The sequence below is a fragment of the Streptomyces sp. NEAU-YJ-81 genome (assembly GCF_017592595.1).
GTDB classification, from domain to species: domain Bacteria; phylum Actinomycetota; class Actinomycetes; order Streptomycetales; family Streptomycetaceae; genus Streptomyces; species Streptomyces hygroscopicus_B.
Genome location: NZ_JAGFNO010000011.1, coordinates 206,953 through 232,619, shown reverse-complemented (window position 1 = coordinate 232,619; position 25,667 = coordinate 206,953). Strand labels below are relative to the sequence as shown.

26 protein-coding genes and 1 riboswitch are annotated in these 25,667 nt (G+C 72.1%); of the genes, 11 read left to right on the top strand and 15 right to left on the bottom strand.

Features of this window, described 5'->3' with window-relative positions:
* The first annotated feature begins 32 nt into the window (after positions 1–32).
* Positions 33–1,325: a cytochrome P450 gene (locus J5X86_RS24525; protein WP_208518901.1), complete on the top strand. Its 1,293-nt coding sequence runs from the start codon at positions 33–35 to the stop codon at positions 1,323–1,325.
* Here the strand turns inward: J5X86_RS24525 and J5X86_RS24520 are convergent.
* From J5X86_RS24520 to J5X86_RS24505, 4 genes are all read right to left on the bottom strand, one after another.
* Positions 1,288–2,058 (bottom strand): DUF4239 domain-containing protein, encoded by a 771-nt coding sequence (locus J5X86_RS24520; protein WP_208518900.1) that lies wholly within the window; start codon positions 2,056–2,058, stop codon positions 1,288–1,290. The two genes, J5X86_RS24525 and J5X86_RS24520, sit on opposite strands and share 38 nt — an antisense overlap.
* A 33-nt stretch (positions 2,059–2,091) precedes the next feature.
* Positions 2,092–2,874, bottom strand: a complete 783-nt coding sequence (locus J5X86_RS50915) for a hypothetical protein (RefSeq protein WP_243981313.1) — start codon at positions 2,872–2,874, stop codon at positions 2,092–2,094.
* 154 nt (positions 2,875–3,028) lie between these two features.
* Positions 3,029–3,844 (bottom strand): crotonase/enoyl-CoA hydratase family protein, encoded by an 816-nt coding sequence (locus J5X86_RS24510; protein ID WP_308124708.1) that lies wholly within the window; start codon positions 3,842–3,844, stop codon positions 3,029–3,031.
* A complete protein-coding gene (locus tag J5X86_RS24505; protein WP_208518899.1) occupies positions 3,841–5,487 on the bottom strand; it encodes an acyl-CoA dehydrogenase family protein in 1,647 nt (548 codons plus the stop codon). Before J5X86_RS24505 ends, J5X86_RS24510 begins: the two co-directional genes overlap by 4 nt.
* Positions 5,488–5,604: 117 nt before the next feature.
* Here J5X86_RS24505 and J5X86_RS24500 point away from each other — a divergent pair, with 117 nt between their 5' ends.
* The gene (locus J5X86_RS24500; protein ID WP_208518898.1) at positions 5,605–6,366 is read left to right on the top strand and encodes a PaaX family transcriptional regulator C-terminal domain-containing protein; all 762 of its coding nucleotides are present in this window, start codon (positions 5,605–5,607) and stop codon (positions 6,364–6,366) included.
* A 61-nt stretch (positions 6,367–6,427) separates the two neighbouring features.
* Here the strand turns inward: J5X86_RS24500 and J5X86_RS24495 are convergent, their stop codons facing one another.
* Complete coding sequence (locus J5X86_RS24495) at positions 6,428–7,432, bottom strand: LacI family DNA-binding transcriptional regulator (protein ID WP_208518897.1); 1,005 nt, start codon at positions 7,430–7,432, stop codon at positions 6,428–6,430.
* 239 nt (positions 7,433–7,671) lie between these two features.
* On the opposite strand from J5X86_RS24495, the gene J5X86_RS24490 reads away from it, so the two are divergent.
* From J5X86_RS24490 to J5X86_RS24470, 5 genes are all read left to right on the top strand, one after another.
* The gene (locus J5X86_RS24490) at positions 7,672–8,094 is read left to right on the top strand and encodes a septal ring lytic transglycosylase RlpA family protein (RefSeq protein ID WP_078639040.1); all 423 of its coding nucleotides are present in this window, start codon (positions 7,672–7,674) and stop codon (positions 8,092–8,094) included.
* A 13-nt stretch (positions 8,095–8,107) separates the two neighbouring features.
* Positions 8,108–8,803, top strand: a complete 696-nt coding sequence (locus J5X86_RS24485; protein WP_208518896.1) for a cell wall protein — start codon at positions 8,108–8,110, stop codon at positions 8,801–8,803.
* On the top strand, positions 8,800–9,723 hold the full coding sequence (locus J5X86_RS24480) for a MauE/DoxX family redox-associated membrane protein (protein WP_208518895.1): 924 nt from the start codon (positions 8,800–8,802) through the stop codon (positions 9,721–9,723). Before J5X86_RS24485 ends, J5X86_RS24480 begins: the two co-directional genes overlap by 4 nt.
* Before the next feature lie 245 nt (positions 9,724–9,968).
* Positions 9,969–10,829, top strand: coding sequence for a ribonuclease BN (locus J5X86_RS24475; protein WP_208518894.1), 861 nt, complete (start codon positions 9,969–9,971; stop codon positions 10,827–10,829).
* A 144-nt stretch (positions 10,830–10,973) separates the two neighbouring features.
* A complete protein-coding gene (locus tag J5X86_RS24470) occupies positions 10,974–11,717 on the top strand; it encodes a Mut7-C ubiquitin/RNAse domain-containing protein (protein ID WP_208518893.1) in 744 nt (247 codons plus the stop codon).
* A gap of 40 nt (positions 11,718–11,757) precedes the next feature.
* On the opposite strand, the gene J5X86_RS24465 is transcribed toward J5X86_RS24470, so the two are convergent.
* Both J5X86_RS24465 and J5X86_RS24460 read right to left on the bottom strand, forming a co-directional pair.
* Positions 11,758–12,603 carry a glutathione S-transferase C-terminal domain-containing protein gene (locus J5X86_RS24465; protein ID WP_208518892.1) on the bottom strand — a complete coding sequence of 282 codons (846 nt, stop codon included), beginning with the start codon at positions 12,601–12,603 and terminating at the stop codon, positions 11,758–11,760.
* Between the two features lie 330 nt (positions 12,604–12,933).
* A riboswitch (SAM riboswitch) is annotated at positions 12,934–13,080 on the bottom strand.
* 86 nt (positions 13,081–13,166) lie between these two features.
* Positions 13,167–14,309: a PP2C family protein-serine/threonine phosphatase gene (locus tag J5X86_RS24460; protein WP_208518891.1), complete on the bottom strand. Its 1,143-nt coding sequence runs from the start codon at positions 14,307–14,309 to the stop codon at positions 13,167–13,169.
* An 83-nt stretch (positions 14,310–14,392) separates the two neighbouring features.
* Here J5X86_RS24460 and J5X86_RS24455 point away from each other — a divergent pair, with 83 nt between their 5' ends.
* Entirely contained in the window at positions 14,393–15,181 is a 789-nt protein-coding gene (locus J5X86_RS24455; RefSeq protein ID WP_208518890.1) for an Fpg/Nei family DNA glycosylase, read from the top strand.
* A gap of 51 nt (positions 15,182–15,232) precedes the next feature.
* Here J5X86_RS24455 and J5X86_RS24450 read toward each other — a convergent pair whose 3' ends face one another.
* Entirely contained in the window at positions 15,233–16,216 is a 984-nt protein-coding gene (locus tag J5X86_RS24450; protein WP_208518889.1) for a CU044_5270 family protein, read from the bottom strand.
* Entirely contained in the window at positions 16,213–16,809 is a 597-nt protein-coding gene (locus tag J5X86_RS24445) for an RNA polymerase sigma factor (protein WP_208518888.1), read from the bottom strand. The genes J5X86_RS24450 and J5X86_RS24445 overlap by 4 nt, the downstream gene beginning before the upstream one ends.
* Before the next feature lie 104 nt (positions 16,810–16,913).
* Between J5X86_RS24445 and ctaD the strand changes: the two genes are divergently transcribed.
* Together ctaD and J5X86_RS24435 are read left to right on the top strand one after the other, a co-directional pair.
* Positions 16,914–18,578, top strand: a complete 1,665-nt coding sequence (gene ctaD, locus J5X86_RS24440; protein ID WP_208518887.1) for a cytochrome c oxidase subunit I — start codon at positions 16,914–16,916, stop codon at positions 18,576–18,578.
* 2 nt (positions 18,579–18,580) lie between these two features.
* Positions 18,581–18,928, top strand: coding sequence for a hypothetical protein (locus J5X86_RS24435; protein ID WP_243981297.1), 348 nt, complete (start codon positions 18,581–18,583; stop codon positions 18,926–18,928).
* Here the strand turns inward: J5X86_RS24435 and J5X86_RS24430 are convergent.
* The 6 genes from J5X86_RS24430 to J5X86_RS24405 form a co-directional block, all read right to left on the bottom strand.
* A complete protein-coding gene (locus J5X86_RS24430; RefSeq protein WP_208518885.1) occupies positions 18,915–20,822 on the bottom strand; it encodes a transglycosylase domain-containing protein in 1,908 nt (635 codons plus the stop codon). The two genes, J5X86_RS24435 and J5X86_RS24430, sit on opposite strands and share 14 nt — an antisense overlap.
* 138 nt (positions 20,823–20,960) lie before the next feature.
* The gene (locus J5X86_RS24425) at positions 20,961–22,229 is read right to left on the bottom strand and encodes a sensor histidine kinase KdpD (protein WP_208518884.1); all 1,269 of its coding nucleotides are present in this window, start codon (positions 22,227–22,229) and stop codon (positions 20,961–20,963) included.
* Position 22,230: 1 nt separating this feature from the next.
* A complete protein-coding gene (cseB, locus tag J5X86_RS24420) occupies positions 22,231–23,004 on the bottom strand; it encodes a two-component system response regulator CseB (RefSeq protein ID WP_208518883.1) in 774 nt (257 codons plus the stop codon).
* The gene (locus tag J5X86_RS24415) at positions 23,001–23,783 is read right to left on the bottom strand and encodes a hypothetical protein (RefSeq protein WP_208518882.1); all 783 of its coding nucleotides are present in this window, start codon (positions 23,781–23,783) and stop codon (positions 23,001–23,003) included. The genes cseB and J5X86_RS24415 overlap by 4 nt, the downstream gene beginning before the upstream one ends.
* Positions 23,784–23,930: 147 nt before the next feature.
* A complete protein-coding gene (locus J5X86_RS24410) occupies positions 23,931–24,554 on the bottom strand; it encodes a LuxR C-terminal-related transcriptional regulator (RefSeq protein ID WP_237298491.1) in 624 nt (207 codons plus the stop codon).
* A gap of 299 nt (positions 24,555–24,853) precedes the next feature.
* Positions 24,854–25,300, bottom strand: coding sequence for a hypothetical protein (locus tag J5X86_RS24405; protein WP_208518881.1), 447 nt, complete (start codon positions 25,298–25,300; stop codon positions 24,854–24,856).
* A 10-nt stretch (positions 25,301–25,310) separates the two neighbouring features.
* Here J5X86_RS24405 and J5X86_RS24400 point away from each other — a divergent pair, with 10 nt between their 5' ends.
* Positions 25,311–25,601: a hypothetical protein gene (locus J5X86_RS24400; RefSeq protein WP_208518880.1), complete on the top strand. Its 291-nt coding sequence runs from the start codon at positions 25,311–25,313 to the stop codon at positions 25,599–25,601.
* The last annotated feature ends 66 nt before the right edge of the window (positions 25,602–25,667 follow it).

The following is a 25,667-nucleotide window of genomic DNA, read 5'->3' as shown; positions in this document are numbered from 1 at the left end:
GGCCCGGAGGGCGGCGCCGTACGGTCTCGGCTGTGAACCCTGTCGAGGCGTTCCTTCCCGAGACCTACACCGCCGGTGTCCCCTACGCGCTCTTCGCCGAACTGCGCACCACCCGCCCGGTCTGCCGGATCGAGGAGCCCGCGGTCGGGGCCTGGCCGGCCGGCCCCGGCTTCTGGGCGGTGTTCCGGCACGCCGACGTCAAACACGTCCTGCGCACCCCCGAGGTCTTCTCCTCCCACCTCGGGGCCACCCAGATCCGCGACCCCGACACCCCCGCCGACCTGGAGTTCGTGCGGGCGATGATGCTCAACCAGGACCCGCCCGACCACTCCCGCACCCGCCGCATCGTCGCCGCGGCCTTCACCCCGCGCGCCGTACGGGAGCTGGAGGAGGTGATCGAGGAGCGCGCGGCGGCGCTCGTGGACTCCGTGGCCGGGCGCGGCGAGGCCGACTTCGTCGAGCTCGCCGCCGATCTGCCGGTCTGGACCCTCGCCCATGTGATGGGTATCCCAGAGGGCGACCGGCGGTTGCTGTTCGACTGGGCCGGCAGGGTCATCGGCTACCAGGACGCCGACTACGCCGAATCGTCCACCGTGGCCATCGAGGAGCTGAGCCCCATGGGGCGCGCCGCCCTCGCCCGCAGACCGGCCCCGGCGGCGCGACGCCCCGACGGCCGGCCGATGAACCCGCGCTCCCGCGAGGCCCTGGCCGACATGTTCGCCTACGCCCACGCGTTCGCCGAGCGGCCCCGTCCGGGCAGTGTGATGGCGCGGATGCGCGAGGGCGGGCTGAGCCGGGACGAGTTCGAGAACATGTTCTTCCTCTTCGCCGTAGCGGGCAACGAGACGCTGCGCAACGGCATCCCCGGCGGGCTGCTCACCCTGCTCGACCACCCCGAGAGCCTGCGACTGCTGCGCGACCGGCCCGAGCTGACCGGCCCGGCAGTGGAGGAGATGCTGCGCTTCTGGCCACCCGTCATCGACTTCCGGCGCACCGCCACCCGCGATGTGGAACTGGGCGGACAGCTCATCCGGCGCGGTGAGAAGGTCGTCGTCTTCCACGCCTCGGCCAACCGCGACGAGACGGTCTTCACCGACCCCGACCGGTTCGACATCACCCGCACCCCCAACGACCATCTGAGCTTCGGCTTCGGACCGCATGTCTGCCTGGGCGCGCATCTGGCCCGCGTCCAGATGCGGGCCATGCTGCGCGCCACCCTGGACCGGCTGCCGGGGCTGCGCCGGGCAGGTGAGCCGGTGCGGCTCACCTCCAACTTCCAGAACGGGCTCAAGACCCTCCCCGTGCGCTGGGGAACAGATCGGTGAAGGCCGTGGTCGAGTCGCCGACCGACCGGCCGAAGGGCGCGTCGAAGTCCCACACCAGGAAGAGCAGGAAGACGATGAGCGCGGTGAACATCACCGCGAGCATCAGCTCCCGGGGCGAGCGGCGGATCTGCAGGGTGAAGACCAGCCCGACCACCAGCGCCGCGCCCAGCACCAGGCCGAACCAGACCAGATGGGGCATCGTGGGCCCCGCGCTCTGCTGCCGGGCGTTCCGCGCGTCGTCCACGGCGGCCACCTGATCCACCAGCGGCTGATACGCCTGCGACTGGAGATCGCTGTGCGGTGTCGCGAGGGTGACGTCGCGGCGCAGGGTGGTCAGCAGCTCGCCGCCGCGGTCGGTGAGCTCGCCCTTGTCGATCATCACCTTCCACTCCGTGTGCACCACATGGTGCACATACGCGTCCACGTCGTCACGGATGCGGTCGCGCACCGGGCCGGGGTAGACGCTCGACCGCTCGATCACCTCATGCAGCGCCTGCGCCTCCGTACGGACCCCGTCCTGCGCGGCGGAGCGGCCCTCCCAGACACCGGCGATCGCCAGGCCCAGCACGATCGCGTAGACCACGCCGATCATCATGATCATGTAGTCGAGGACATCGGGGGTCTCGTCCGGATCGTCCTCGTCCCCGAGCCGACGGGCGTTGAGGACCGCCCCGGTGACCACGACCGCGCAGGTCCCGGCCATCACCAGGACCATAATCAGCCATTCGGGCATGCATAACCTCCCAAGCGGTTCGACAGTGAGCCGTCAGCCGCGCCGCCCGCCGCGCCCGGCGGAGCGCGAACGGGGACGGAGAGCGGCGGCCGCGAGGACCGCGGGCGCGGTGAGCAGCAGGGTGAAGGTGACCAGGGAGGTGCCGTCGTCGGGCTTTTGGCGCGTGGGCTTCTGATACGCGTGCACCTCGACGGCACGGGTCCTGGTCGGTGTGGGAACCGGCGTGGGGGGTGAGGCCGGAGGCTTGGTGCGCAGGGGCGGGGACGGCAGCGGAAGCGCGGGCTCGGGTGTGGGCCCCGGCGTGGGAAGCCGCGGAGAGGGCTTGGGGGAGGGGGCCCGCGGCGTCCGGGTGGGTGTGGGGGTGGGGCTCGGGGTCCGCGTGGGCGTGGGCGTAGGGGTCGGTGTGGCGGACGGGCTGGGGGTGGGCGTCGTCGGGGTTGGTGTCGGCGTCGGTGTCGGCGTAGGGGTGGGCGTGGGTGTCGGGGTAGGCGTGGGCGTCGGGGTCGGCGTGGGTGTGGGGGTCGGCGTGGGCTTCGGCTTGGGGCACCAGCCGTAGTGGGCGAAGAAGCCGACCGGGCCCGCCGAGGCGGCGACGCAGACGCATAGGCCCGGACCGATCCGGATCTTCACCCAGACGTGCGGTCCGTGGTCCGGGCCCCCGGTCCCGGGCCGGGCACCGGCCGTCGGCCGTGGGGAGGCGGACGCGGCCGCCGGACCGTCACCGTCCTGGTCGGCCAGGGCTGTCGCCCCCGCCGAGGCGAGGACAAGGGCAGTGGTCAGGACCCCCGCACGCCATACGCGCTGCCATCGCTTCACGAGGAGATGTTCCGCCGAACAGGCGCCCGCCAGCCGTGTGAACACCGGGATTCCCCCGAATAGGGGAATAGACCCGGACATTGGCGCTTCGAGGTTTACCGGAGGACATTCACCTCATGGCGTTCGGCTCGCCCTGCGGCGGCCCCGCCCCTGGTCACGGCGCGCCGAAGCTCCCATGCCGACCCGCGCCCGCCGCGAACCGCGCCGCGCCGTCCAGCCCCTCGGCCAGCGTGGCCTGACCGTGGCGCAGCTCCCGCGCCATGGCCTCGTCCTCCGGCAGCCCCTCCTGTTCCAGCAGCGAGGCCCGGTCCGAGCGCAGACACGTCTGCGGAAAGCCGGCGATCTGGGCCGCCAGCCGTTCCGCCTCCGCGCGCGCCCGTCCCGGTGGTACGAGGCGGTTGGCGAGTCCGATGGCGTACGCCTCGTCGGCCGGCACCGGCCGGCCCGTCAGCACCAGGTCCATCGCCCGGCTCGCGCCGATCAGCCGTGGCAGCCGTACCGTTCCGCCGTCGATCAGCGGGACGCCCCAGCGGCGGCAGAACACCCCGAAGACCGCGTCCTCCTCGGCGACGCGCAGATCGCACCAGAGCGCCAACTCCAGCCCGCCCGCCACGGCGTGGCCGCTGACCGCCGCGATCACCGGCTTGGACAGCCGCAGCCGGGTGGGTCCCATCGGTCCGTCGCCGTCCTCGGCCACCCGATTGCCGCGCGCTGTGCCGACCGCCTTCAGATCGGCGCCGGAGCAGAAGGTGCCACCCTCGCCCCACAGCACCGCGACCCGCGCCGCCGGGTCGGCGTCGAAGGCGCGGAAGGCGTCGGCCAGCGCCGTGGCGGTCGCGCCGTCGACGGCGTTGCGCACCTCGGGGCGGGAGAGCACGACCGTGGTGACCGGGCCCTCCCGCTCCGTGCGAACCGTAAGGGGCGCACCAGCCGCGTCCACGGCTTTCCCCGCGTCCTCCGTGGGCGTCACCGCGCGTCCTTCGGGCGGGCGCGCTCCAGGATCGGGCCGGTGTCCGTACCGGGCGGCAGGGTGCCGAAGGCATGCCCCCAGTCCCCGTCCAGCCGCGAGGCGCAGAACGCGTCGGCGACCGCCGGATGGCTGTACCGCACCAGCAGGCTGCCCTGCAGCACCAGCGTCATCTGCTCGGCCAGCCGGCGCGCCATCAGCTGCGCCCGCTCGGGGTCGGCGAGCTGCGGCAGCAGCCCGCGCAGCCGGTCCACGGCCGCGTCCAGCCGGGCGTCGGCCCCGGCCGCGGCGTCGACCTCGGCCAGGAACGCCTCCAGCGCGCCCGACTCCCGGCACAGCGCGCGCAGCACATCGAGCGCCGCGACATTCCCCGAGCCCTCCCAGATCGACAGCAGCGGCGCCTCGCGATACAGGCGCGGCATGCCGGACTCCTCCACATAGCCGTTGCCGCCCAGGCACTCCAGGGCCTCGGCGGCGTGGGTGGAGCCGCGCTTGCACACCCAGTACTTGCTCACCGCGAGCCCCAGCCTGCGTAGCGCCGCCTCGCCCTCGTCCGCCGCCTCCGCGCGGTCCAGGGCGGTCGCGAGCCGCATCGCGAGCGTCGTGGCCGCCTCCGACTCCACCGCCAGATCGGCGAGCACATTGCGCATCAGCGGCTGGTCGACCAGCTCGGCCCCGAACGCCCGGCGGTGCTCGGCGTGGTGCAGCGCCTGCCGCAGCCCGGCCCGCATGCCCGCCGCCGAGCCGATGACACAGTCCAGCCGGGTGACGTTGACCATCTCCACGATGGTCCGCACCCCGCGGCCCGGTTCGCCGACCCGCCAGGCCACGGCGGACTCGTACTCGATCTCGGCCGACGCGTTCGAGCGGTTGCCCAGCTTGTTCTTGAGCCGCATCAGCCGCAGCGGGTTGCGGCTGCCGTCCGGCAGTACCCGGGGCACCAGGAAGCAGGTGAGCCCCTCCTCCGTCTGGGCCAGCGTCAGGAAGACATCGCTCATCGGCGCGGAGGTGAACCACTTGTGGCCGGTGAGGACGTAGCCACCGGCACCGTCCGGTACGGCCTGGGTGGTGTTGGCGCGGACGTCCGAGCCGCCCTGCTTCTCCGTCATCGACATGCCCGCGATCAGGCCCCGCTTGGCGAGCGGTGGCCGCAGCCCGAAGTCGTAGGTGCGGGCGGCCAGCAGCGGTTCGTACACGGCGGCGAGCTCCGGTTCGGCGCGCAGCGCCGGGACCGCGGCGTACGTCATGGAGATCGGGCAGCCATGCCCGGGCTCGGCCTGCGCGAAGGCGTAGAACTTGGCCGCGCGCACCAGATGGGCGCCGGGGCGGGTCTCGCTCCAGGCCGCCGCGTGCTGGCCGCTCGCCACGGCGACGTCCATCAGCCGGTGGTAGGCGGGGTGGTACTCGACCTCGTCGATGCGATGGCCGTAGCGGTCGTGGGTGTGCAGCACCGGAGAGTGCTCCTCGGCCATCCGCGCCCAGTCCTGGACCTCGGCGGAACCGGCCCGCGCGCCCAGGTCCCGCACCTCCGGCTCGCCCCAGCCGCCGCCGTCCCGCCGCAGGGCCTCCAGCAGGGCGGGGTCGTCCGCCGTGCTGAAGCCGACGAGCGGCGGGGCCTGGTTGAGGACCTCGTGCGTAGCGCTCATGGCAGACATCTCCTCGTTCGCGGTGGTCTCCCGGGACCGGGCGGCCGGTGGGGCGGGCGGCCTTACACTTCCATCATGCGCGATTGGGAACTGTAATGGATAGGGTTTCGCGTAGCCATGGACGACACCGACACCGACACCGACACCGGAACGCTCACCCTGCGGCCGCTGACCGCGCGCTCGATCGTGCTCAGCACCCTGCTGGGCCATCACCCGCCCCAGCTTCCCGCCCGCGCGCTGGTGCGCGTCGGCGCGCTCTTCGGCACCGCCGAGGGCACCATCCGGGTCGCGCTCACCCGTATGGTCGCGGCCGGTGACCTGGAGCAGAGCGACGGCACCTACCGGCTCACCGACCGCCTGCTGGCCCGCCAGGCGCGGCAGGACGACAGCCGCGCCCCCCGCACCCGGCGCTGGGACGGCGGCTGGGAGATCGCGATCGTCACCTCCGACCGCCGCGAGGCGGCCGAGCGCGCCGCCCTCCGCCAGGCCATGGCCGCCCTGCGCCTGGCCGAACTGCGCGAGGGCACCTGGATGCGCCCCGCCAATCTCGTCCATCCGCGCCTGGATGTCGCCGCCGAGCAGTGCGGCTGGTTCACCGGCGCGCCGGAGGGCGATCCGGCCGCGCTCGCCGCGCGCCTGTGGGACCTGGACGGCTGGGCCCGCCAGGCCAGGCTGCTCGGCGCGGCGCTGGACGACGCGGATGAACCGGCCGAACGGTTCACCGTGGCGGCCGCGGCCCTCCGGCACCTCCTTGCCGACCCCGTCCTTCCCGCTCGGCTGCTGCCGCGGGACTGGCCCGGTGCTGAGCTACGGCGTCGCTATGACGGGTTCGAGCGGGACTTTCGGGCGTGGCTGCCGCGGTATGCGGGTGGTGGCTGAGCCGTGGCGGTGCCTCCGCCGGGGGGCGTGGTGCGGTGCGGGCACCCCGTCATGCCCTCGGCTACGCCGACTCGCGAATCACCAACTCGGTGGGCAACACCAGCGCCGGTTCGATCGTCTCCCCGGCCGTCAGCCGCAGCAGCTGGCGGGCCAGCCGGCGGCCGATCCCGCCGATCGGCTGGCGCACGGTGGTCAGCGGGGGTTCGGTGTAGCGCGCGGGCTCGATGTCGTCGAAGCCGACCACCGCCACGTCGTCCGGCACCCGTCGGCCGGTCCGGCGCAGCGCCCGCAGCACCCCGATCGCCATCAGGTCGGAGGCCACGAACACCCCGTCCAGCCGGGGCTCCCGGTCCAGCAGCTCCCGTATCGCGACCGCCCCGGACTCCTGGGTGAAGTCCCCGACCGCGACGTACGCCTCCAGCCGCGCCCCGGACAGCGCCGTCCGGTAGCCCGAGAGCCGGTCGATCCCGGCGACCATGTCCTGGGGGCCCGCGACCGTGGCGATACGGGTGCGCCCGGAGCGGATCAGGTGCTCCACGGCCAGCGCCGCGCCCGCCGCGTTGTCCACCCCTACGTACGGTGGCGAGGCCGGGCTCAGCACCCGCTCGTTGCAGACCACCGGGATGCCCATCCGGGCCAGCGCGGCCGGCAGCGGATCGGCGCCGTGCATCGAGGCGACCATGACCCCGTCGACATGGCGGGCCAGGGCGAAGCGCTCGATGCGGTCACGGCTGGCGGGGGAGCGGGCCATCATCAGCACGAGCTGCTTGTCCGCGGATTCCAGCTCCTGGCTGACCCCGCGCACCACGCCCGGGAAGAACCGGTCGTCGGAGAAGACCCGGCCCGGCTCCTCGGGGAGGACCAGCGCGAAGGAGTCGGTGCGCTGGGTGACCAGGCTGCGGGCCGCCTGGTTGGGGACGTAGCCCAGCTCCTGGATCGCGCCCAGCACCGCCTCCCGGCTCTCCTCGGCGACCTTGGTGGAGCCGTTGACGACACGGGAGACGGTGGCGCGCGAGACACCCGCGCGCCGCGCCACGCTCTCCAGGGTGGGCCGGGGACGGTGCATCCGCGCATACCTCGCTGTGTGCTCACTGATGGTCGGTACAGCATGGATCAAGACCGGTCAGGGCGCGAGAACGCGGGCACGGCAGATCGACGGAGAGCACGTCACGATCGTCGAGCGGTTGTAGAGCCCCGCGCCGCTGACGCGGACTCCGACCGGACGCCTTCCCGTGGCGGCCGTTCCCGGCCCCACGGATGATGGTGCTGCTCCGAGGGCCGGACCGAAGCCGGGAGGACAGTGGCATGGCGTGCGGATCGACCAAGCTCTGGAACGGCGAGGCCACCTGGTTCTGTTGTGGCAACGCCTGGGGTCCGTGCGCCTCGGCGGGCGGTGGAGCGTGCGGCACCTGCCGCTCCAGCGCCCTGCAGGCGGCCTGGCCCAACGCCTCCAAGGCGTGCTGGGACCTCACCCGGCCGGACCTGTGCGGCGAGGACATACCCCGGCGCGGCTGCGGCTCCGTGATGAAGGTGCGCCATGACTGCTCGGGCGCGAGCGTCTGTGTCACCGTCAGCGACTGCGGCCCGCGCACCCGCAGCTTCTGCTCCGAGTCCACCTGCTGCGACGGGGTCTGCCGCACCAACCGCGTCATCGACCTCACCCCCGCCGCCTTCTCCGCCATCGGCAGCCTGAGCTCCGGCACCCTGCCGGTCTCCATCTTCGAATGAGACGGGCCCGGCCATGAGCGCGTACCGAACCGGCGACCCCCTCGGCCGCCGTCGCTTCCTCACCGCCGCCGCCCTCCGCGGCGCCACCGTCATCGGCACGGGAGCCCTGAGCACGGGAGCCCTGAGCACGGGAGCCCTCGGCACCGGAGTCATCGGGGCGACCGCCCTGGGCGCCGTGGACGCCGACGCCGCCTTCGCCGCACCCATACGCCCCCTGGACCCCGCGGTCGCCGAGAGCGCCTTCGCCGAGGGGCGGATCACCGCGATCAACCACGACGTCCTGGAGGTCGCGGGCTCCTACGGCGACCACTCCCGCGTGCGGGTCACGAACGCCACCAGCGTCTGGAAGGCCCGGGCCACCACCGCGGCCGACATCGAGACCGGCGACGGGCTCTACGCCCGCGGCCTCCCCCTGCCCGACGGCACCCTCGCCGCCGATGCGGTGTGGGTCAACATCGTGAACCTCCACGCCACCATCCGCGGTATCGAGAAGACCCGGCTGCATCTCGCCCACGGGCAGCACGAGATCGTCGGCAACCTCATGGCGCAGACCACCAGCGCCTCGTACGGCGACGCCTCGCCCACCGCCGATCTGTCCCGGCTCACCATCGGGCAGAGCGCCCAGGTCCTGGGCGCGTGGCGGCCGTCCGACGGCTCTGTGGATCTCGTCCGGGTCGCGGTCGCGCCCGGTGCGGGGAGGCGGCGGTGAGCGCCCTGGTCTGCGCCCTCGCCCCGCTGGTGCTCGCCGGGGTGCTCGGACCGGCCGGGGCGGGCAAGCTGTTCGGCCGGGGCACCGCCCGGCAGGCGCCCCGTACCGCGCTCGCACGGCTGCTGCGCGACGGCGGCCGGGCCGCGCTCGTCCTGCGCGCCCTCGGCGCGGTCGAACTCCTCGTCGCCGCCGCGCTGCTGGCGCCGCCCGCCACGCCGCTCCCGGGAGCGGCGGCCGCCCTCCTCGGCGCGGGCTTCCTCGGCTATCTCGGCTACGCCCGCGCCGCCGCGCCCGGCTCCTCCTGCGGCTGTACGGCACGGCAGGACGCCCCCCTCACCTGGCGCGCCTTCGTCCGCGCCGCCGCGGTTCTCGCGGGCGGGGTCGCGGCGGCCCTGGCCCAGCAGCCCTGGTGGACCGCGGCGGCCCGCCGTCCGGCCGCGGCGCTGTGCCTGGTGCTGGCCGCGGCGGCGGCCCTCACGGCCCTCTCCGCCGATCCGGACCGCCGCTGGCGGATGCCGCTGCGCCGACTGCGGCTGCGGATCGCCGGACACCCCCTCGCCGCGACAGGTCACCCGCTCGCGGCGACCGGACACCCCCTCGCCGCGACCGGACACCCCCTCGCCGCGGCCGGAGCCCCGGCGGCGGTCCCGGTCGCCGCGACCGTCGAACTGCTGGAGCGCTCGCGTGCCTGGCAGAGCGCCTCCCGCGTGGTGCGCTCCGCGCTGCTGGACCACTGGGACGACGGCGGCTGGCGCATCCTCCAGTTCGCCGGGGTGCACGGCGGCGGCGCGGCCGCGAGGCCGGTTCTGGTGCTCTTCGCGGTGGACGCCGCGGCCAGCCTGGACACGGTGCGCGAGCCCGCCGTCCGGGTCAGCGTCATCGACGCGGACAGCGGGGCTCCGGTCATGGCCACGGCGTGAGAGGCCGGCGCTCGGCGGGTAATCTGGATCAAACGAAAATTTCCTGGACAAAACGATCGAACCGCGGGGCGTCCAGCGTAGATGGGTGCCGAGGCGTACCAGGCATGGATGGACAAGCCCGGCCGACACCCGTACCCGTACTGACCGACACCCCTGCCGAGGGGGGCCCGCGGCGCGCGCGCCGCCCGGCGCGCGTTCCCGCCTGCCGGGGGCTGAGCCGGTGGCGCCGGTAGGGGAGTGGGTGTATGTCCGAGCATCGGTCCGCGTCCGGCTCCCGGGGGCCCAGGTGGTGGCGGCGGCTGGAGGACGCGTTCCACCGGTCCGCGATCGGACGCGGATGGCGGCGGGGCAGTGATTTCGAGCTGCTGCACCGCGCGATGGGCTTCGCCGCCCTGGGCTTTCTCACCCTGGTGCCCCTGCTGATCGTGGTCGCGGCGGCCGATCCGGTGGACCGGCTCGGTTTCGCCCAGTGGCTGGCCGAGGGCCTCGGGCTCTCCTCGACCTCGCGGGACGAGGTGCAGGAGCTGTTCGCCCCGCCCAAGCAGGCGCTGGAGTCCACCACCGCCTTCGGTCTGGCGACGCTGGCCGTCTTCAGCCTGCGCTTCGGCACGGTGCTGCAGGTCGGCTACGAGAAGGTGTGGGAGCTTCCGGCCGGCCGCTGGCACACCGCCTGGCGCCATCTGGTGTGGTTCGTGGTGCTGATCTGCTATCTGCTGCTCTCCGCCCATCTGGAGCCCGGCATCTCGCGGGTGCTGGTGGCGGTGCTGGGCACAGTGCTGTTCTTCTGGTGGTCGCAGCGGCTGCTGCTCGGCGGGCGGATCAGCTGGGGCGCCCTGCTGCCCGGCGCGCTGGCCACCGGCGTCGGGCTGCTGGGGCTGCGGGTCTTCTCCCAGCTGGTGTTCTCCCCGCTGATCGCCTCCAACGCCGTCTCCTACGGCCCGGTCGGCACCGTCCTGGTCGTCCAGTCCTGGCTGGTCGGCGTCGGATACGTGGTCTTCGGCGGTGCGTTGCTGGGCCGGGTGCTGTACGAGGAGTATCTGCGGATGGTGGCATGGCGCCGCAAGCGGCGGCGCGACCGGGCCAAAGCGGCCCCACCGGCGGACTGACGCCCCGGCCGACGATCACGCGGGAGTGGCCCGCGAACCCTGGCGCGACGCCTCCCGCCGGTGGTCGCTTCCATGATCGTCAAGCCCGGGGCCGGACCCGAAACGCCGTCGCCCCGGGCCGGGCGCGCCTGGCATGCTGGCGGTGTGAACGGACCCGAGATCCACCTCAGTCTCGCCCCTGAACTGCGATTCTTCGCCGTCCAGGAGCGGCGCCGCCCCTGGACGGCCGTGGTCACCGACGGCGTCTCCACCCTCGGCCATGTCGTCGAGTCGCTCGGGGTCCCGCTCACCGAGGTCGGCCGGCTGGTGGTGAACGGCGAGGAGACCCCCGTCTCGCATGTGCCGGGCGCGGGGGAGACCGTGGAGGTCCATCCGGTCGTCCGCCCGCAGCGGGTGCCGGGCGCCCCGCTGCGCTTTCTGCTCGATGTGCACCTGGGCACGCTCGCGCGCCGGCTGCGGCTGCTGGGCGTGGACGCCGCGTACGAGAGCGAGGACATCGGCGACCCCGAGCTCGCCGCGCGCTCCGCCGCCCAGCGCCGGGTGCTGCTCTCCCGCGACCGGGGGCTGCTGCGCCGCCGTGAGCTGTGGGCCGGGGCGTATGTCTACAGCGACCGCCCCGATGAGCAACTGCGGGACGTCCTCGGCCGGTTCACCCCGAGCCTCGCGCCCTGGACCCGCTGTACCGCCTGCAACGGCCCGCTGGAGGACGCCGACAAGGAGTCGGTCCGGGAGCTGCTCCAGCACGGCACCCGGCGTACGTACGAGGTCTTCGCCCGCTGCACGGTCTGCGAGCGGGTCTACTGGCGTGGCGCCCACCACGCCCGGCTGGAGGCCATCGTGGCCGGGGCGATGGACGAGTTCGGCGACGCCCGGGCCGCCCTGCCCTGAGCGGAGCCGCCGGGCAGGGCGCCTGGTCCTGGGCGCGAGCTCAGGACACGTCGTCCTGGAGGGCCTCCGGAATCGCGGTGTGAAAGGCCGGATGGGCGTGCAGCCGCCGCACATAGGCGCGCAGCCGCCCATGGCGGGAGACCCGCTGGGCGGCGTCGGCGTCCAGGCGGAGCCGGTGCTCGGTGTCGAGCTGGACGAGGGCCACCCACAGGTCCACATCGGCGGCGGTCAGCTCGTCTCCCAGTGCGTATGGCGCGGCCGCGAGCCTGCGGTCGAGCCGGCCGAGGGCGGTCAGCAGCCGCTCCAGCGCGGCGTCCCGGCACTCCGCCTCGCGCGCCGTCCCGGCCTGCCGCGCCGCGTGGGTGATGTCGTCGTCGAGGAGTTCGCGGAGGGCGTCGATGTCCGCGGCGCGGGGCGCCGGGCGCAGCCGGGGACGTCCGGGTCCGCTGTGGTCGCTCAGGTGGCCGGCGAGGTCGCGCAGGATGTCGGGCGTGTGGTTGCTGACGACACGTCCGGTCCAGCCGTCGCACAGCGCGGGCGCGTCCACCGGTCCGCCGTAGCGGTGCCAGGTGGCCTCGTAGGCCCCGCGCAGTGCGGCGAACGCTTCGGGGGTGTCGTCCGGGAGTCCGACGAGGGTGGTGGCGACGGTGTCCCGCAGCCCGAGCAGATCGAGGGTGATGGAGACGCGCAGCGAGAGGGGACAGCTCGCGGAGAGATAGAGCCGGTAGCGATGCGGCACCGGATAGAAGCCACCGGCGAGGTCGACGCCGATGCGGCTGCGGAAGCGGTGCGGCGGAGTGGGCGGGGCGATCCGGGGGCGGGGCGAGCAGGGGTCGGGGTCGAGAAGAGCGGCAGGACCTGAACTGACCGGAAACGTCTCGGACATGGCTCTCCAAGGCAAGGACGGAGCCCCGGCCCGCCGGTCTGGGCGGCGCCGATGGCGCAACGGAAGGGAAGCCCGCGCGGGGCGTTCGCCGGGACGGTGCCGGGACACACCGGACCCCGGCGCGCTGGGCCGCGCTCGGTGACCGCGTCGATTCAGCCGGCTGGACTGGCGGCGCTGCAGATGCGCAGCAGATCGATGTGCAGACGCCTGGTCAGGAGGTGGCGACGGCGGAGCGGGGACCACGGCCGGGGACGCCGACGGGCGCAGTCCTCGTCGCTGTCGGTCCTGGGCATCTCACCGATCCCATCATCGGGGGCTCGCGAAGCAGCGAGACCGCGCTTGTCCCGTCCACACCGACGGAACCTGGTCGTCACCCGGGGGCACCCCGTCGCGGGAGAAGGGTTGCCTGTCAGCGAGCCGGGGCCGATGACCCACCTGAGCGGGGATTCCGCACGGTGGGCACTGACAATCGTGACCGTCCCTGACAGTGTCGTCGCGCTCCGCGAGGGCGTCAACCCATGCCGGGATGGCCAACGCGGGCCGACGGCACGGTGGATGCCCGCTCAGCGGAACGGCCGCCGCGCGCCGCCGGTGGCCCGCTCGATGAGGACCATGGCCGCGTCGTCCGCCAGCCGTCCCTCGGCATGCCGGACCAGGGCGTGGCGCAGCCGGTCCAGGTACTCGCCCGGGGTGGCGCCGTCCAGCGTCTCCATGGTCCGGTGCAGCGGAAAGAACTCGTTGTACTGGTTGCGGGCCTCGACCACGCCGTCGGTGTGCAGCAACAGCCGGTCACCGGACAGGAACGGAAAGGTCTCGACGCAGATCGGGGGAGGGCTGAGGAACTCCTCAAGGCCGAGCGGCGGCAGCGGGCGCGCCGGGTCCAGGGAGCGCACCTTGTGCTCGCGCATCACCAGGGGCGGCGGATGCCCGCGGTTGATCAGCTCGACCGACTCGTCCGACACCTGGGCGAGGAGCACGGTGACGAACTGCTCCTCCAGCTCCTGCGGGTCCTGGAGCTGGGAGCGGTCCAGCAGCTGGTACTCGCGCGCCAGCGCGGCCGCACAGCGGTGCATCACCTCGGCCAGGTCCTGCTCGTAGTGCACCGCCTCCCGGAAGGCGCCCACCACGGCCGCGGCGGACCGCACCGCGGCCAGCCCCTTTCCCCGCACATCGCCGACGATCAGCCGCACTCCGTAGCGGGTGCACATCGCCTCGTAGAGGTCCCCGCCGATCTGCGCGTCGCGCTCGGCCGCCATATAGACGCTGGCGGTGTTCACGACACCGATCCGGGCGGGCAGCGGCCGCAGCACCACGTTCTGGGACACCTCGGCGATCCGGCGGACATGGGCCAGCTCGCGGTCCCGGCGCACCCGCACCGCGCTGGTCGCCACGCTCGCGAGCGCCACCACCAGCAGGGCCAGCAGATTCGCGTACACCATCTCGCTGCCCCAGACGTTGTTGTGGGTGGCGGTGATCGCACTCACCGCCATGGCGAGCAGCGCCACCCCGCCGGTGCCGAACGGCCCCATGGTCACCGCCGCCAGCGCCGGCGCCGGGGAGAGCAGGGGGCCGGTGTAGACGGTGTGCGCGGGGGAGAGCTCAATGCTGAGCACCGCCGCCAGGTCCAGGAACGGCAGACACCGTGTGACCGCGAACAGCGTATGGCTGCGACCGCTCGCCCCCGGGGCGAAGCGCATGAATCGCATAACTTGGACCTTATCCGATGAAAGCCGCCAAAGGAGTGGTTCTCTGTAACGCGCGACGGAGACCCCGGGCGTAGCCTGACGCTATGCCCGAGCTACCGGATGTCGAGGGGTTCCGGCGAACGCTGGCCTCCTGCGCCCAGGGCCACCGCGTCGAGCGGGCGGAGGTCGCCGACGCGGGGGTGCTGCACGGGGTGACCGCGCAGCGGCTGAAGCGCGATCTCAAGGGCCGCCGCTTCGCCGCACCGCGCCGCCACGGCAAGTGGCTGATCGCCCCCACCGACGGGCCCACGGTCGTGGTGCACTTCGGCATGACCGGGCGGCTGGTCTGCGGGGCGGACTCCGAACCGGGCGGCCGGTTCGAGCGCGTCGCCTTCGACCTCGACGACGGCCACCGCCTCGGCTACGAGGACCAGCGCAAACTCCAGGGCATCTGGCTCGCCGCCACCGAAGCCGACGTCGACCGGATCCTCGGCGATCAGGGCCCGGACGCGCTCTCCCTGAGCCGGGCCGATCTCGACCGGCTGCTGGCGGGGCGGCGCGGACGCGTCAAGGCCACGCTGACCGACCAGACCGTGATCGCCGGGCTCGGCAACCTGCTCGGCGACGAGATCCTGTGGCGGGCCCGGATCCATCCGCAGCGGCCGGCGAACGCGCTGACCGACGACGAACACGAACGGCTCCACACCGCGATACGCGAGGTCCTGCGCGCCTCGGTGCGGGCGGAGCGGGTGCCGGACGACCCGGACTGGCTCACCGGACAGCGCGACGACCCGGACCCGCACTGCCCCCGCTGTGGCCATCCGCTGCGCCGTGGCCGGATCGCGGGGCGGACCAGCCTGTGGTGCCCCCACTGCCAGCGGGACGGCGGCTGACGCCCGCCCGGGGTGACCCGTGGCCCGCTTGGCGCCCTCGCGTCCGATCGATCAGGACACCCATGCCTTGTACGACATCACGTCGCCCGCCTTCAGCTTGTACTCCGGATCGTCCCGGGTGACGGTCTCCTCGACGTCCAGCACGTTGCCGTCGTCCGGATCGAGGACGATCAGGTACCGCATCCCGGAGGAAGCGGGGGTGAACCGGAACGCCTGCCCCTCCCGGCCGAGCCGGTCGGTGACCTTGCCCGCCGGGCGCAGCCCCTCGATCCGGGACAGCAGGGTGACGATGTCCGCCCGCTGGCGCGGACCGGGAGTCCACACCGCGAGAAACGCCTCGATGGCCGAGATCAGCTCCGCCGGGTCGTCGTCCGCGCCCGGGGACCAGACGGCGAGATAGGCGCGCAGTGCCGAGGCCCCGGCCGGAGGATCCTCGAAGTAGCTCTCGTTGGCCCCGTTGATACCGGCCGGATACTTCTCCTCGCGCAGCACCTTGCCGTCGTGGACCGCACGTGGCGGCGTACCGTCGGCGATCACCGGGCGGTCCGGGTGGCGCGGATCGATGGCCACTTCCAGGAGCGAACCGCTGCCGTCGGGCTTCCAGCGGGTCAGGGACTCCTGCGGAAGAGTCACCGCGTCCTTCCCCGACTCCATGCTCAGCGACCAGGTCCGCAGATGGCTGCCCCTCCTGCTCTTCTCGGCGGAGCTCTCGGCCGCGGCCCGCGCCTGCCGGACGATCTCGGCCAGCGATACGTCCGCCCGGGAGGCATGCGCCACCAGCGGCAGCGGCCTGGACGCGGCCACGGCGGAGGGGGAGCCGGTGCCCGAGACGGTCAGCGCGAGGGCGAGGATCGTCGCGGCCGCCAGGGCCTCCAGGCTCCAGACCGCGCGCCGGACGGTACGGCGCCCCCGGTCCCGGGACGGCAGCCGCCACAGCAGCAGCTCGGCGCGCGCGTCCAGCGGCCGGTCCCGCCAGGGGCCGGTGTCGGCGGACACGGGGTTGGCCTCGCGGAGCAGATCCAGTTCGTCGGTCATGCGTGTCCATCCTTGTGGGCCTTGCCGGCCCTGTCAGCCCAGTCGGCCATGTCGCCCTTGCCGCTCGTGCACCCCAGCGAGACCCGGTCGTCCCGGCGCGGGGTCTCTATCTGCTCGCGCAGCCGCCGCCGTGCCCGGTGCAGCCGCATCGCCGCGGCGGACCGGCCGCACCCCAGCACGACGGCGAGCTCCTCGACGGTCAGCTCCTCCCACGCCGTCAGCCGCAGCACCTCCTGGTCGGCCTCGGCGAGCCGGGACAGCGCCTCCAGCACCCAGGAGCCCGGCCGTTCCGCGTCCGGGCTCGCCACGGTGCGCCCACCGCGCGTCACCTCGTGGTGGCCCAGCTTGGCCAGCAGCCTGCGGTAACGGCCCTTGCCGCGCACGGTGTTGGCCAGACAGTGCCGGGCCACCCCGTACAGCCATGGCAGTGGTGACTCGGGCAGTTCGGCCCGGCGCCGCCAGGCCACCGCGAAGACCTCGGCGACGACTTCCTCGACCTCCCATGCCTGGTCGTCCAGCCGCCGTGCCACAAAACGGCTGACCGCCCAGTAATGCTCACGGTAGGCGGCGTCGAAGGCGTCGTCGGTGCTCATGATCCGAAGGTGTCCGGCATGCCTCGGATCATCACACCCCGGAGCGAGAAATAGGCAACAGCTGTCGGAGTGACGGTTCGAGGGGTGCCGGACACCTAGCGGTCATGAGGAACAACACCGTTGTCGCGGCGGCGCCGGCCGCCCCGCCGTCGCGCCGCCCCGGACCAGGGTCTACCGCCGTCAGATGGCTGACCACCACCGATCACAAGACGATCGGCACGCTCTACCTGATCACCTCGTTCGCCTTCTTCTGCATCGGCGGGGTGATGGCGCTGCTGATGCGCGCCGAACTGGCCCGACCGGGTTTGCAGATCATGTCGAACGAGCAGTTCAACCAGGCGTTCACCATGCATGGCACGATCATGCTGCTGATGTTCGCCACCCCGCTGTTCGCGGGGTTCGCCAACTGGATCATGCCGCTGCAGATCGGTGCGCCCGATGTGGCGTTCCCGCGGCTGAACATGTTCGCGTACTGGCTGTATCTCTTCGGCTCACTGATCGCGGTGGGCGGGTTCCTGACCCCGCAGGGCGCGGCCGACTTCGGCTGGTTCGCCTACTCCCCGCTGTCGGACGCGGTGCGCTCACCGGGGGCGGGCGCGGACATGTGGATCATGGGTCTGGCCCTCTCCGGCTTCGGCACCATCCTCGGCTCGGTCAACTTCATCACCACGATCATCTGCATGCGCGCTCCGGGCATGACGATGTTCCGGATGCCGATCTTCACCTGGAATGTGCTGCTGACCGGTGTGCTGGTGCTGCTGGCCTTCCCGGTGCTGGCCGCCGCGCTGTTCGCCCTGGAGGCGGACCGCCAATTCGGCGCGCATGTCTTCGACGCGGCCAATGGCGGGGCGCTGCTCTGGCAGCATCTCTTCTGGTTCTTCGGCCATCCGGAGGTCTATATCATCGCCCTGCCGTTCTTCGGCATCATCTCCGAGGTCATTCCGGTCTTCTCCCGGAAGCCGATGTTCGGCTATATCTCGCTCATCGCGGCGACGATTTCCATCGCGGGTCTTTCGGTCACCGTCTGGGCGCACCATATGTATGTCACCGGCGGAGTGCTGCTGCCGTTCTTCTCGTTCATGACGTTCCTGATCGCCGTGCCGACCGGTATCAAGTTCTTCAACTGGATCGGCACGATGTGGAAGGGGTCGCTGAGCTTCGAGACCCCGATGCTCTGGGCGATCGGATTCCTCATCACCTTCGTCTTCGGCGGTCTGACCGGCGTGATCCTGGCCTCGCCGCCGATGGACTTCCATGTCTCGGACACCTACTTCGTGGTGGCCCACTTCCACTACGTCATCTTCGGCACCGTGGTCTTCGCGATGTTCGCCGGATTCCACTTCTGGTGGCCCAAGTTCACCGGAAAGATGCTCGACGAGCGGCTGGGAAAGATCACCTTCTGGACCCTCTTCCTCGGCTTCCACGGCACGTTCCTGGTGCAGCACTGGCTGGGCGCCGAGGGAATGCTCCGCAGAATTCCCGACTACCTGGCGGCCGATGGCTTCACCACCCTGAACACCATCTCGACCATCAGCTCCTTCGTCCTCGGCCTGTCGTTCCTGCCGTTCCTCTACAACGTCTGGAAGACTGCCAAGTACGGCGAGAAGGTCGTCACCGACGACCCCTGGGGATATGGCCGTTCCCTGGAATGGGCGACCTCCTGCCCGCCGCCGCGCCATAACTTCGTCAGCCTGCCGAAGATCCGTTCCGAATCCCCCGCGTTCGACCTGCACCATCCCGATGTCGGCCAGAAGGAGAGTGTGGCGTGAGTATGGCCAGAGCCGCCGAGCCCCCCGGTATCGCCGCCGGAATCAACCAGATCGAGGGCTATCTGCTGCTGCAGACGGAGCGGGACGCGGCCCGGGAGCGGGCCTGCCGCCTCACCGCCCGGCTCGACTGGCTGACCTCCGCCCAGCGGGCGGAGGTCGAGCGGCTCTACATCCAGGACCAGCTGGCCGTCACCGAGCAGACCCTGCGCAAGGTGGTGCGGCGCTGTGAGGAGCTGCGGGCGGAGTACCAGGAGGTCTACCGCACGCTGCGCCGCCGGCTGCTCCTGGTCTGCCTCCTCGGGGCCGCCGCCCTCGCCGGCGGCTTCGCCGCCGCCCTCACCGTCCGGTAGGCGCCATCCGGGTCGGGTTCGGAATCGCCCCGGCCTCGGAGCCGGAGTCGAACCAGGTCGCGGGTACATTGCGCAGCGCCTGGTCGGTGTAGTCGCTCCAGAGGTCGGCGACCCGCTGGGCACTGGCGTTCTTGAGCGGGATCTGCTTGCGCTTCTCGGCGTCCTCGCCGAAGAGGGCGACCGCGGTGACCAGGTCCGGGGTGTAACCGACGTACCAGGCCGCCCTCTTGTCGTCGGAGACCCCGCCCTTGCCCGCCGAGGGGCGCTTGACGGTGCGTACCGCGTCCGTTCCGCCGGCCATGACGAGATTCCGGGTGACCAGCTGGGCCGCCGCGGGGGCGATCGCCTGATCGCCCACGGCCTTCGGCAGCCCGGCCGTTTCGTCGCCGCGCCGTGCGGACTTCACGATGCTCGGGGTGACCCGCTTGCCCTGGTGGCTGAACGAGGCGTAGACACCGGCCATCTTCAGCGGGCTGGAGCCCATCAGCCCCAGCCCGACCGACTCCTTGGTGCCGAAGCCGCCGTCGGTGTCCATGCCGAGGGCCCGGGCGGTGCGCTTGATCTCCGGCAGTCCGCCGGCGTCGGGCCCGTTGCGTATCTTGGCCTCCATGGAGGCGGCGTCGGTGACCGGCTGGAAGGCGGAGCCCACCTGGTAGTCGCCGCGCGTCGCATTGGACAGATAGTGCCGGGTGTAGTCCCGGCCGCCGTAGAGCGCGAGGATTTGTCCGTTCCTCGGGTCCAGCGAGACCGCGCCGCCCTGGGTGGCGGCGGCGTCCGCACGAGCCTGCTTCTTCTCGGCGGAACCGTCCGCCCGGGGCTTCCCCTTGGCGGAGCCGTCGAGGCCCTGCCGCATCGTCTTCTCCAGCGCCCGCTGTTTGGCCGGGTCGACGTTGAGGGTGATGGTCCAGCCGCCCGCGGCGAGTTCCTGTTCGCTGACGCCCGAGGCGATCAGCTCATTGCGGGCCGCGTCCACGAGATAGCCGGCCTGGCCGTCGAGACCGGGGGCGGGCTTGGGGTCGACCGGCACGGGGAAGCGCATGTCCTTCCGCTGCGCGGGGTCCAGCCAGCGCATGTCGACCATGTTGTCCAGCACATAGTTCCAGCGCCGGGTGACCAGACGCTTCGCCTTGGGGCTCGCGACGGCCCAGTCGTACTGGCTGGGGGCCTGCACCAGCGCCGCCAGATACGCGCCCTCCTCGACCGTGAGGTCGTCGACGTCCTTGTCGTAGTACGCGCGGGCGGCGGCCTGGATGCCGTAGGCCACGCGGCCGAAGAAGCTGGTGTTCAGATACCCCGCGAGGATGTCCTCCTTGGAGTTGCGCTGGTCGACCTTGAGGGAGATCACCAGCTCCTTGATCTTGCGGCTGGCGGTCTGTTCCTGGCTCAGGTAGTAGTTCTTGACGTACTGCTGGGTGATGGTCGAGCCGCCCTGGGTGCCCTTGCCGGCCACGGTGTTGACCAATCCCCGCAGAAGGCCCATCGGGTCCACGCCCCGGTCCTTGTAGAAGGACTTGTTCTCCGCCGCGACGAACGCGTGCTGCACGCCCGTGGGTATCCGGTCGAGGGTGACCATCTCGCGGTTGATCTCGCCGGTGCGGGCGAGGATCGTGCCGTCGCTGTACTTGTAGACGTTGCTCTGCGCCTTCGCCTGGGCGTTGGCCTTGGGAACGTCGATGGAGTAGTAGAGCACGGTGAACGCCCCGATCAGCAGGGCGCACAGGCAGGCCACATAGGCGATCAGCTTCCGCCAGGTGAAGAACCGCCGGATGCCGGTCCGCTTCCGCCTTCCGTGTCTCTTCTCACCGCGCTGTCGGCTCGGGGGTCTGGTGTCCCGCGGCGCCTGCTCCGAGTCCGGGGTGAACCGATCGCGTAGTGCCGTGAGGGGACCTGCCATGCCGATTGCTCCTCCATCGATCCCGGCCGCGAGGATTCGCGGGGGTCGGCGCCATCCTCCTCAGCGAAGATCTTCGGAACGGCAACGGGCGATCTCGGCCGGGGCTCGACCGCTTCTCGACTTCCGCTCGATGATGTATCAGCCGTGTATCGGTCCGGGCTCGGGCCGCTCCGGCAGGTGCAGCGTGGCGACCGCGCCGCCGTCCGGTGCGTTGCCGAACGTGAGCGTGGCGCCGAGGACCTGAGCCTGTCCCGCCGCGATGGTCAGTCCGAGACCGTGGCCCCGGCCCCGCTCCCGGACCCCGGTGCGGAACCGCTGCGGACCCTTCTCCAGCAGATCGTCCGGATAGCCGGTTCCATGGTCGCGGACGGTCACGGTCCGGCCGTCCGCCGCCACCGTCACCTCGACCGGTTCACGGCCGTGGCGATGGGCGTTGACCACGAGATTGGTGACGATGCGGGTCAGCCGGCGGGGATCCGTCCACACCTTCGGGCCGTCCTCGGGGGCCTGAGGCCCGCTGTCCTCCGCGTCGCCGGTGCGCAGGCACGCCGACAGCCCGGTGCCGGCGATGGCATCGTCGAGCACGGGTCCCAGCGGGCAGGGCGACAGATCGGCCTCCTCGGCCCCCGCGTCCAGCCGGGAGATCTCCAGCAGATCCTCGACCAGTGTGCTCAACACCCGCACCCGGTCGCGCACATACCCGGCCGCCTCCCCCGGCGGGAGCAGCTCGGCGGCGGTGACCAGGCCCATCAGTGGAGTGCGCAGCTCATGCGCCACATCGGCGGTGAACCGCTGCTCGTCGAGCAGCCGCTCCTGCAGCGCGGCGGCCATCGAGTCCACGGCCCCGGAGATCTCGGCGATCTCGTCGTGCGGGCGGGCGGCGGCGGAGATCCGGGCGTCCAGGTCCCCGGCCGCGATCCGCCGCGCGGTGGCCGCCGCGAGCCGCAGCCGCCGGCTCATCCGCTCGGCGGTCAGTACGCCCAGGGGCAGCACCACGGCGGTGGTCATCAGTCCGGCCAGGATGATGTTGGTGTCCAGCGCGCCGATGTTGCGCATCGCGGTGCTCATGTCGACGCGTACGGACAGGACCTGGCCATCGGCGGGCCGGGCCGCCCACATCGCGGGCCCGTCCGGGCCGGTGGTGAACTCGGTGCCCTGATGCCCCTTCTTCACCAGCCGCCGCAGACCCTGGGGCAGCCCGGGTGCGTCCATCACCGCACCGGAGCCCTGGACGCCGCCGGTGCGGGCGTAACTGAGCGCGGCACGGTCGAGCGTGGTCCGTGCCCCTTCGCGCGCCTGGGACAGTTCGCGGTCGCGTGAGGCATGGTGCACCAGCACCCCCACCGCGGCCGCGGCGGCACAGGTCGCCGCCGCCACCAGGGCCACGATCCGCCATCTCAGCGTCATATCAGCGCCGCAGCTTGTATCCGAAGCCGCGGACCGTCTCGATCCGTTCGGCGCCTATCTTCGCTCGCAGCCGCTGCACATGGAGGTCGACCACCCGGGTGTCGCCCTGCCAGGCGTGGTCCCAGACCCGGCTGAGCAGCGTACGGCGCTCCAGCACCACACCGGGTGAGCCGGCGAACTCCAGCAGCATCCGCAGTTCGGTGGGGGTCAGGGCGAGCGGCTCTCCCGCGCGGCGCACCTCCATGCCGAGGGTGTCGATGGTCAGATCGCCGAAGACGAGGGTGTCCGGCCCGGCCGCGCCGTCCGGCTCCGCGGCCCCGTTCCGCGTCTCGGCGTGCGGGGCGCGGGCCGCGGGGGTGAAGGAGGCGCGGCGCAGCAGCGAGCGGATACGGGCCACCAGGACCGCGCTCTCGCACGGCTTGATCACATAGTCGTCGGCACCCGCTTCGAGACCGGAGACGACGTCGAGGGTGTCCCCGCGCGCGGACATCATCAGGATCGGCGCCAGGCTGAACTCGCGGACCCTGCGGCACAGTCCGATGCCGTCCAGCTCGGGCAGCATCACATCCAGGAGGAGCAGATCGGGCTGCTTCTCACGGAAGATCTCCAGGCCGGTGAGACCGTCGCCCGCGGTGAACACCGTGAAGCCGTACCGCTCCAGGGCCATCCGCACCGTATTGCGGATCACCTCGTCGTCCTCGACGAGCAGCAGATGTGCCTCGGTCGGGGAGCCGGTGCCCGGGGCGGGGCCGGGCGGGAGGAAGCCGGTGGTCATCGCGTCGTCCTCGTCTTCGTACGGGGGCCCGGGGCCGCCGTGCTGCTGCTGTCCGGCGTTGGTTCCGGTACGACAGCCGGGTCGGCCCCCGGCTCCTTCGCCCGGGTGTCCGCGTCACCCTCGGGCGTCACGGCCGCCATGACGCGGCCGTTCCAGCGGAAGCGCGTGGTGACCCGCCCGTCCTGGCCGGTCGCGCTGATCAGCAGATCGCGGCCGAAGGTTTCGCCGGTGAGCCCCGGCGGGCCCCAGTAGATCAGCACGGGGCGGACCGTGCGGCCCGAGGCCGTGTAGACCTGAAGCAGCGTCCGCTCGAGTCTCGGCAGATCGACCGCCACCACCTGTTCGTCCTTGCCGTCGCCGGTCAGATCGCGGTGGACGGCGCCCCGTAGCGGGCAGTCGCCACTGCCCGGGCACACGGAGATCTCCTTCTGCACCAGCGCCGGCACATTGGGGTCGTTGAGCAGCAGGTCCTGCGCCGAGACGGCGGTCAGTCCGCCCGAGGGCAGTCGGAGTCTGCTCACCGGCAGATAGCGGTCGAAGTCCGGCTTCTGACGGGGCGACGACGTGGCCGAGGGAGTGTACTGGGGCCACAGCGGAACCGCGCTGGCCGGCGCCGACAGTGTGGGCGCCGCGCCGTCGTCCCGCACCCCGGACTGGGCCGCGCACCCCGCGGCGGTCACGATGGCGCACGCGGCCGCCACGGCGGACAGAAGGCCGCGTGGCAGCCGAGGGCGGGGGCGTCGTCGCGCGGTGCGCGACGCGTGGGGGAGTGAACGCATGGCCGTCCCAGACTACTGAGCGGCGGACGCGTTTCACGCCGGGCCCGTGGAGTACCGGCCGGTAGGGGTGGGGGCGGCCGAAGGCGACGGGCCCGGGGCATGCCGCCCCGGGCCCGTTCGGAGTGACGTGGTGTCACATGACCGGCCTCATTTGACGAATTCCGGCCGCACCCGGGCCGGCCAGGTGCCCACGGTCAGCATGCCTGCCGCGTAGGCGCGCGAGACCAAGGCGGCCCGGTTGGGTGCCTTCATCTTCCGCAGCATCGATCCCACGTGGTATTCGACGCCCTGTCTGCTCAGGTAGAGCTTGGCGGCCATCTGTACGGTCGACGCGCCGGTGGCCACTCCCTCGAGTATCCGGGCCTCCAGCGGCGAGAGCAGCTTCTGGCTGGTGGGGGCGGGTGCCTCCTCGGGTCGTTCGTCATCCGGTTTGACCATGACGACGATGGCCGAGAGGCGGTCGGACCGGCCCTGGATGGCCGTGCCGGTCAGCTTGCCCGAGAACACCTGGCCGCGTGAGTGGCAGCCGAGGACGCGCTCGGTGAAGCGGGTGCGCCGTCCGTCGTGCAGCCGCGAGAAGTGTTCCCGCAGGACGGAGGAGGTGCTGGGGTGCAGCAGGTCGAACAGGCTGCGGCCGCACAACTCAGCAGAGGATGCGCCGAAATGTCGGCAGAAGTCCTCGTCCCCGGCCACCACATGGAGGTCGGGGGCGAGTGTGGCCATTCCGGTGGCGTGCCGCGAGGCGGCGGCGGGCACTGCCTGTCCGGGCACTCGAGGGGCACTCTGAGCGCTGTGGGGGAGGGCCAAGAGGAGTCACCGCTTTCAGTCGGTTCGTGACGGAGTGGTCAGTCCGTCTCGGGTCAACCCCCAGGTGACGGAGGGTCGGCGCACAGCGGGCCACGCAATGCGCCGTACCCCAGGGGGAATTCAGTGACGGGTGTTAGATCCGCTTCCTGGTGTATACCAACGCTACAGTGACTGTGGGGTGCCCGTTTCCAACAGAGTCGTGCCCGCTTTTTGCCCGCTTTGCTGACGGAACCGGCGGGAGGCGGGAGCCGCTGGTGGGAGCGCTACGCCGCGGCCTTGGCCGACTTGCGCGTCTTGGCGCGACTCCCCGAGCGGCTGCTCTTCGAACGGCCCGTGCTGCGGCCTTCGGTGCCCTTCTCGGCCGGCGGGGCCATGATGCCGCCCTTGCGCAGCACCGCATAACCTACCCCGATGCCGACGGCCACCGGCCATTCGATGACCTCCACGGCACCCAGCGCGCCGAGCCCCACGTACAGCGGGAGTCCGCCCTTGGCGGGCAGCACCCGGCGGGCCATCTCGACCGGCTTCAGGGCAACCCTCGCCGCACCCCCGGTGGCACGGGTGGTGGCGTGGCCGACTGTGTCGAAGGTCTCCTTCGTGGCGTGACCCATGGTGTCGAGGGTGCCCCTGGTGGCGTGGCCGACGGTGTCGAGGGTGCCCCTGGTGGCGTGGCCGACGGTGCCGAGGGTTTCCTTCGTCGCGTGGCCCATGGTGTCGAACGTGGGCACCGTAAGGGTCAGGCTGCGCCTGCCGTCACTGCGCGACGTCTCCATGGCGCCCTTGGCGCCCTTGGCGGCCTTCGCCGTCCGCTGTCGCTGCGTGGTCTTCGATGGCCTGGTGGTCTTCGTCGCCTTCTTCGGCTGCGAAGACTTCGACGTGGCCGACGTGGCTGCCGCGGCGGACTTCGTCGACTTGCCGCCGCGCCCCGGTGCCGTCTTCTTCGCGGCTGTCGAGGAGCTGCGCTTGCGTGAAGTAGCGGGAGTGGTCACTGGTCTCACGTCCACACGGTGATGACGGATTGAATCTTCTTCCTATTTAAGGGTAATAGGGATGAACCGGGCAGGCCGCCCGGGGAGC